The organism is Paenibacillus elgii NBRC 100335 (genome assembly GCF_004000865.1).
Lineage (GTDB): Bacteria > Bacillota > Bacilli > Paenibacillales > NBRC-103111 > Paenibacillus_G > Paenibacillus_G elgii.
In genome coordinates this window covers 1-5,787 of sequence record NZ_BIMB01000107.1, presented here as the reverse complement: position 1 = coordinate 5,787, position 5,787 = coordinate 1, and the positions used below count along the sequence as shown (strand labels likewise).

The following is a 5,787-nucleotide window of genomic DNA, read 5'->3' as shown; positions in this document are numbered from 1 at the left end:
CAACGCAAAGCAGCCCCGGCTTTTAAATTAGCATCAAGTTGGTAGAAGCAGGAATGCATACTGGGGATGGCGAAAACAAAGCTTAGCAATAAATTTCCAGTAAGGGAGCGTTCGTGAATGCAGCGGTATGAAAAACTGTCCAGTCGGATCGTCTATGTAGGAACTTATAATGGCGGCGGAAACGATTCTTTATATGTGCTAAGCATGGATAAGTTAACCGGGGAGCTGTCTGCCATTGGAGCTTATGCGGAGGTCGAGATGCCTTCCTTCTTGACGGTAGATACGGGGCGCGGGAGGCTGTTTGCGGTAAGCGAGCTGCAGGATGAGGAAGGCAAGGAAGGCGGAGAAGTGACTTCTTACGCCGTGGAACCGGAGACCGGGGCTCTGCGTTATATCGGTAAACAGCCTTCCTTCGGTGCTTCGCCGTGCCATTTGGTAACGGACCGAGAGGGGAAGCGGCTTGTCGTAGCCAATTATACAAGCGGCAGCGTAAGCCTGTACCCGATCTTGGAAGATGGCAGTATCGGCCCATTGGCGGATCGGAAACAGCATGAGGGACATAGCGTTCGCAGCGACCGGCAGGAAGCGGCTCATGCGCATTGTACCGTTCTGAAAGATTCCCGCATTTTTGTCGCAGACCTCGGAATGGACAAAATTATGATCTACAACCTTCAAGAGAACGGAGAAAAACTGGCGCTTGTTTTGCATGGCGAAGTGCAGGTGCATGCCGGGGCAGGCCCGCGCCATATCGCATTTCATTCTGAACTTCCGTATGCGTATGTGATTAACGAGCTGGATTCTACGATTACGGCGTTCGCTTACAGTCAAGAAGCAGGAACGCTTCGGGAAATCCAGACGGTGTCCGCGCTGCCGGAAGGGTTTGCCGGGGAGAGTTACTGCGCCGATATCCACATCGGGGCATCCGGGGACTACTTGTACGGCTCAAACCGCGGGCACGACAGCATAGCCGTCTACCACATCGACCGGGCCAGCGGCACGCTGACGCTGATCCAGCACGAGCCGACCGGCGGAGCATGGCCGAGAAATTTTGCCGTTACGCCGGACGGGAAGTTCGTGTTGACCGCCAATCAAAATTCGGATTCCATTGTTACCTTAGCTGTAAATGAAAACACCGGCCGGCTGGAGCCCACAGGTCATGAGCTGCGCATACCAAAACCGGTGTGCATCCAATTTTTCGAGTAGCAGGCGGCAGGTTTATTTCAGCAGGTATTGATCCACTTCGTCCAGCATCTTATTGGCGGCGATGATCCCGCCGGAAGAGTTCCAAATATCGTCGCTTACTTTAACCACTTTGTTGTTCTTTACGACGTTTAAGTTTTTCCAAAGCGGGTCGCTCGTCCAGTCTTTCTCGACGGCGCTCGCTTCTTTTTTATCGTTATCCCACACGTAATAGAATAGGATGTCCCCGTCCATATCCGGGAGGCGTTCCTTGTTGATTTCGGCCGCAAATTCGTCTTTGTCCTGAGCGACTGGGCGTTTAAAGCCGATTTTGCTGAGCGCAAGTCCTGCAAACGTATCCTTCATATAAAGCCGGGCTTTCCCTGGAATAAAGCGAACGAGCGATACTTTCGTATGGAGCTTATCTCCCGCGTTGGATTTCATGTCGGCAATGCGTTTGTCATACTGCTGCAAAAGCTGCTCGCCCTCGGCTTTTTTGTTAACGGCTTCGGCATAGACCCGGAAGTTTTTCTGCCAGTCGGATTGCAGACGTTCCGTGAATACCGTTGGCGCGATGGCTGCGAGCTGCGTGTATACTTTTTCCTGCCGCAGTTTATTGCCGAGAATCAGATCGGGCTTCAGCCTGGCGATCGCCTCAAGGTTCGGCTGGTTTTCGTCTCCGACGACTTCGACGCCTTCCAGATCTTTCTTCAAATGATCGTACCATGGGCTGCCGGACCAAGATTTAACCGCTCCCACCGGTTTAAAGCCAAGAGCAAGCACGGCTTCCGTTCCTTCATTGGTCAGGACGACGATCCGTTTGGGCTGAGCGGGAACTTTGGAAGAGCCCATCGCGTGGTTGATTGTTAGTTCGGATGCGGCTGACGCAGCCGGCTGTTTCTGGGCCGTATCATTTGTCGGGGCTGGAGTGTTATTGCCCGCGCCGCAGCCGCTCAGCAGTGTACCCAAGGCAGTGACGCAGGCTAAAAGTGCAGCAGCGGATTTCCATTTTGAACGCAGAGATGTAAACAAAGATGACACCCTCTTTTTTAAATGAAAATGATTATCATTATCGATAAGAATTCTACCTTGTTCCTTACCCCTTGTCAATGTTTTCTTGTATGGTCACCCGGCGAATTCTCAGGCAGTCTTCCGGTCATAAAAGAGAAAACCATCCATATATTCTACTAGTACCCATTTCATAGAACTATACGGAGGGATCTCTCGATGAAGCGCAGACCGCAAGCTTATTCGTTCCGCATGATTAGCACCGTTTGGACATCCATGCTTTGCCTTACGATCCTGTGGCTTACGGTCTTGACGAACACGGCAGGGGCGGCACCCGGTCATGAAGGAGAGGAAGCTTTATTTACGCAGCTGAAATCGGGCAAACGTATGGCAACCGAAAAAAACTATACCCCTGCGGAAAAGCCGACGGTGTACCTGACCTTCGACGACGGGCCGAGCAAGCTGACCCCGAAGGTGCTGGACATTTTGCGGAAGGAGGACGTCCGGGCCACTTTCTTTGTACTGGGCGAGCAGGTACAGGAGCGCCCGAATATCGCGAAGCGTATCGTGGAGGACGGCCACGCCCTCGGCAATCATACCTACAATCACGTCTACCAGGAGCTGTATTCCGACTTTCGCGTATTTTGGGAGCAGGTTCAGAAGACGGAAAATATATTGCAGGAGACGATGGGCGTCAGGCCGCGTTTTATCCGTGCTCCGGGCGGAACGTACGGCAATTTTGACGCTTTTTATTTCTATTATTTGGGGCAGGCCGGTTACGAGATTTACGATTGGACGATCGACAGCGAAGATGCAAGGCGCCCCGGGATGACGGCGGACCAAATTTTCCGCACGGTGGAAAAAGGACCGTTTGGAAACGAGGTTATAGTTCTGATGCACGACGGTTCAGGGCATGACGAAACGGTAAAAGCGCTTCCCCGGATCATCCGGTTATTTAAAGAAAAAGGCTATGCTTTCGCTTCGCTCACCCCGGAAGTGAAGCCGGTACAGTTTTCCAGCGGGAAACCGAAATGGTCCAGGACGGAAACTCGCGAATCGTTCGACAGCCTGCTAGCCGCTGCGCACGAACATAGGGAGCTTTGGACTGCCGAAGATCTTCCTCCCGGCAAGGATAACGCTCTGAAAGCGCTGCCTAGCTCATCCGCGGCCATCGCTTATGCGGAAGCCGGTCAAAGGGGAGGGCCGGATCGCTTGAATGTGCATTTGGGTGACCGTACGCTTGCTTTCACGAAGGAGCAGTTCCGTTTTCGGGACGGGAGCTATAGGGTTCCTCTGAGACCATTGATCGCTGCGATGGGCGGAAACGTAGAGTGGAACGCCGAGCGCCGGATGGCTGTTGTCCGCTATGGAGCGATTACTGCCGAGTACGATTTGGCCCGGCAGGAGCTGAGGGTACGGCGTCCTGCGGCGGAATGGGATGCTGAAGCGAAGACACGCATTCACCCGTTTCCGGAAATGGAACTTGCGAACGGGACGCTGTATGTGCCGCTCCGTCAAACGCTGGAGCTGCTGGGCGACCGGGTGCTTTCCAGCGACGTTCCGTACGAACGGGGGACTGTGGATGTGCAGGCGGCAGTCTATGGTGGCTACCGGACCGGATGGATATTTGAAACGAATAGGAGGAACCCTTTCGCTCAAGTCTAAAAGCTATGAAAACCGGACATACTGAATGCTAGAATGCAAGATTTGGAAAAACTTGCATACCAAGATTCAGGCAGGAGGTTTTCAGGGTGACAAAATCTGTGAATCTAATGGATGCGCCGCAGGCGGTGCTTGAACGGATCGTGTATCAGGTGGAGAAGGTCATCGTAGGCAAACGGGATGTCATCGAAAAGCTGCTCGTAGCGCTGCTTTGTGGCGGTCATGTGCTGCTGGAAGACGTTCCCGGCGTAGGCAAAACAATGCTTGTGCGCGCGCTGGCGAGAACGATCGACGGCAGCTTCAAGCGCATTCAATGCACCCCGGATTTGCTGCCGTCCGATCTGACCGGGGTTTCAGTGTACAACCAGCGCAGCGGTGAATTCGAATTCCGTCCGGGGCCTCTGCTTGCCCATATCGTATTGGCCGACGAGTTGAACCGCGCATCGCCGCGAACGCAAGCCGCCATGCTGGAGGCGATGGAAGAGAAGCGGGTGACGGTTGACGGAACGACTTATCCGCTGCCGGAGCCGTTTTTTATTCTGGCGACGCAAAATCCCGTCGATTTCGAAGGCACGTTCACGCTGCCCGAAGCCCAGCTCGACCGGTTTATGGTAAAGCTGCGTCTCGGTTATCCCGACCCGCTTGGCGAGGTGGAAATGCTGGGGCGTATGGAAGGGCCGTTTCCGCTCGCCCAAATTCGTACGGTCGTCCTCCAAGAGGAATTTGTCTCCCTTCAAAAGGAAGCCCGAGCCGTTCATGTCGACGATACGATCAAGCAGTATATCGTCCAGCTTGCGGCGGCAACCCGCTCGCATCCGGATGTATCGCTGGGAGCCAGCCCACGGGCTTCGGTCGCATTGATGCGGGCTTCTCAGGCGCAGGCGTTCATGAAGGGCCGCAGCTATGTTATCCCGGATGACGTGAAGGAGCTGGCCGTTCCTGTACTGGCACATCGCTTGACACTAGCGCCTTCTGCGCTGCTGTCCGGCCGTCAGGCGGAAGCTCTTGTCGCTTCGATCGTCGCCAGCGCGCCGCTGCCGGTCCGCCGGCATGCCGCAGGCTGAGGAAAGGCGGCAAGCATGCGGAGCTTATTGGCGGTCGGATGGATCGGGGGCTGCGGGGCGCTTCTTGGCTGGTGGGCGTTTGGCTGGGGCGGCCGGACGGCCTGGTTCTTGGTTTATGTCTGGGCTTTTTTCGTTGTTTATCTCGGGTTGTTTCGCGCTGCGGCCGGACGCGGGCTCCGGGCAGAAAGACTGTCTGACGGAATGGAGGCCATGTTGTCCGCCGCTCCGGAGCGTATCCAGTGCGGGCTGAGCGCTGACCGGTTCGTCTATAGCGGGGAATCGGTTTCGATGGTGAACCGCCTTTCTGCGGCTTGGCTGCCGTTGTTTGGGGGGCGCTTACGGGTGGAAGAGCGCTGGGTGCACGAAGGCACCGGCGAGCGGGTCGTTCGGCGAGGCACGGCCGAGACGGGGTTCCGACGCGCCGTGGTCATGCATTGTACGATGCAGGGGTTTGACCGCGGCGTATACCGGCAGGAGGCACTGATCGTAAGCGCCGTAGACGCTTTCGGGCTAGTGCAGGCGAAGCGCGAAAGCGCAGGCGGCGGGCAGCTGTGGGTGCTGCCCGGAGGTTCGGGTATAGCGATGCCGTTGCCGGGCGCGGCCCCGGAAGGGACGCGTCCGGCTGCCCGGCGGCCGCCGGGTTCGGACCCCGTGCCGCAGGTGAGCGGCACGCGGCCTTATGCGCCGGGAGATCCGCTTCGCCGGATCCATTGGCGCAGCAGCGCGCGCACAGGTGAGCTGCGCGCGAAAGAGACGGAGCTGCCTGCCGCCGGGCGGCAGCTCATCGTGCTTGACGCGGCCGGAGCCGGAGGGAGCGCGGGAGTCGCCCTGTGGGCGGATCCCGCGCTCTCGGCGGCGGTGGAGGCCGCGGCGG

The 5,787-nt window shown here is 56.6% G+C and carries 5 protein-coding genes; 4 read left to right on the top strand and 1 reads right to left on the bottom strand.

Annotated elements, in window-relative coordinates:
- Positions 1–117 precede the first annotated feature (117 nt).
- Positions 118–1,203 (top strand): lactonase family protein, encoded by a 1,086-nt coding sequence (locus PEL01S_RS33860; RefSeq protein WP_127463317.1) that lies wholly within the window; start codon positions 118–120, stop codon positions 1,201–1,203.
- Between the two features lie 12 nt (positions 1,204–1,215).
- Here the strand turns inward: PEL01S_RS33860 and PEL01S_RS33855 are convergent, their stop codons facing one another.
- Positions 1,216–2,211 carry an ABC transporter substrate-binding protein gene (locus tag PEL01S_RS33855; protein ID WP_239551313.1) on the bottom strand — a complete coding sequence of 332 codons (996 nt, stop codon included), beginning with the start codon at positions 2,209–2,211 and terminating at the stop codon, positions 1,216–1,218.
- A 195-nt stretch (positions 2,212–2,406) separates the two neighbouring features.
- On the opposite strand from PEL01S_RS33855, the gene PEL01S_RS33850 reads away from it, so the two are divergent.
- From PEL01S_RS33850 to PEL01S_RS33840, 3 genes are all read left to right on the top strand, one after another.
- Complete coding sequence (locus PEL01S_RS33850) at positions 2,407–3,852, top strand: polysaccharide deacetylase family protein (protein ID WP_127463315.1); 1,446 nt, start codon at positions 2,407–2,409, stop codon at positions 3,850–3,852.
- 107 nt (positions 3,853–3,959) lie between these two features.
- Positions 3,960–4,913: an AAA family ATPase gene (locus PEL01S_RS33845; protein ID WP_127463320.1), complete on the top strand. Its 954-nt coding sequence runs from the start codon at positions 3,960–3,962 to the stop codon at positions 4,911–4,913.
- Between the two features lie 15 nt (positions 4,914–4,928).
- The coding region (locus PEL01S_RS33840) for a DUF58 domain-containing protein (protein WP_218032565.1) at positions 4,929–5,787 on the top strand (859 nt) is incomplete at its 3' end.